Origin of the sequence: Pseudonocardia sulfidoxydans NBRC 16205 (assembly GCF_007989085.1) — a bacterium.
Classification (GTDB): Bacteria; Actinomycetota; Actinomycetes; order Mycobacteriales; family Pseudonocardiaceae; genus Pseudonocardia; species Pseudonocardia sulfidoxydans.
In genome coordinates, this window is sequence record NZ_BJVJ01000201.1 from 1 (window position 1) to 653 (window position 653).

Consider the following 653-nt stretch of genomic DNA (forward strand, 5'->3'; position numbering starts at 1 on the left):
CGGTCCTGGGCACGGCAACGGTCCTGGGCACGGCAACGGTCCTGGGCACGGCAACGGTCCTGGGCACGGCAACGGTCCTGGGCACGGCAACGTGAACGGGTACCGGCAGGGTGGGCCGCCGTCAGCCGGTTCGCGTGCTGACGATCCGCGCGCTGACGGTTCGCGTCCTGCTGGTTCGCGCGCTGACGGTTCACGGCTCGACGGTCCGCGCGCTGACGGTTCGCGGGCTGACGGTTCGCGGGCTGACGATTCGCGTGTGAACGGTCTGCCGGTGAACGGTCGGCCGGTCAACGGTTCGGGCGCAGCCAGTTCGCGTGCTGGTTTGCGTCGAGATGGTTCGCGCACTGTCGGTTCGCGCGCCGACGGTTCGCACGCCGACGGTTCGCACGTCGACGGTTCGCGCGTCGACGGTTCGCGCGCCGACGGTTCGCACGCCGACGGTTCGCACGCCGACGGTTCGCACGTCGACGGTTCGCACGTCGACGGTTCGCACGTCGACGGAGCGCGTCGAGACGATCCGTGGACTGCCGGCGTGCCTGACGACAGCTCACCTCGCAATGGATGGCCCCGTGACGATGCGCAGCCCGATGAACTGCGCGCCAACGGCTCTCCGCCTGACGATGCGCGGCTGAACAGTTCGCGCCCTGACAACT

At 69.8% G+C, this 653-nt stretch carries 1 protein-coding gene and 1 pseudogene; both read left to right on the plus strand.

The window, feature by feature from the left end; translation table 11 throughout:
* The first annotated feature begins 134 nt into the window (after positions 1-134).
* Entirely contained in the window at positions 135-260 is a 126-nt protein-coding gene (locus PSU4_RS32870; protein WP_281290760.1) for a hypothetical protein, read from the plus strand.
* Positions 257-653, plus strand: a pseudogene (locus tag PSU4_RS31735) (hypothetical protein); the annotation flags it as partial. The gene PSU4_RS32870 and the pseudogene PSU4_RS31735, both read left to right, overlap by 4 nt.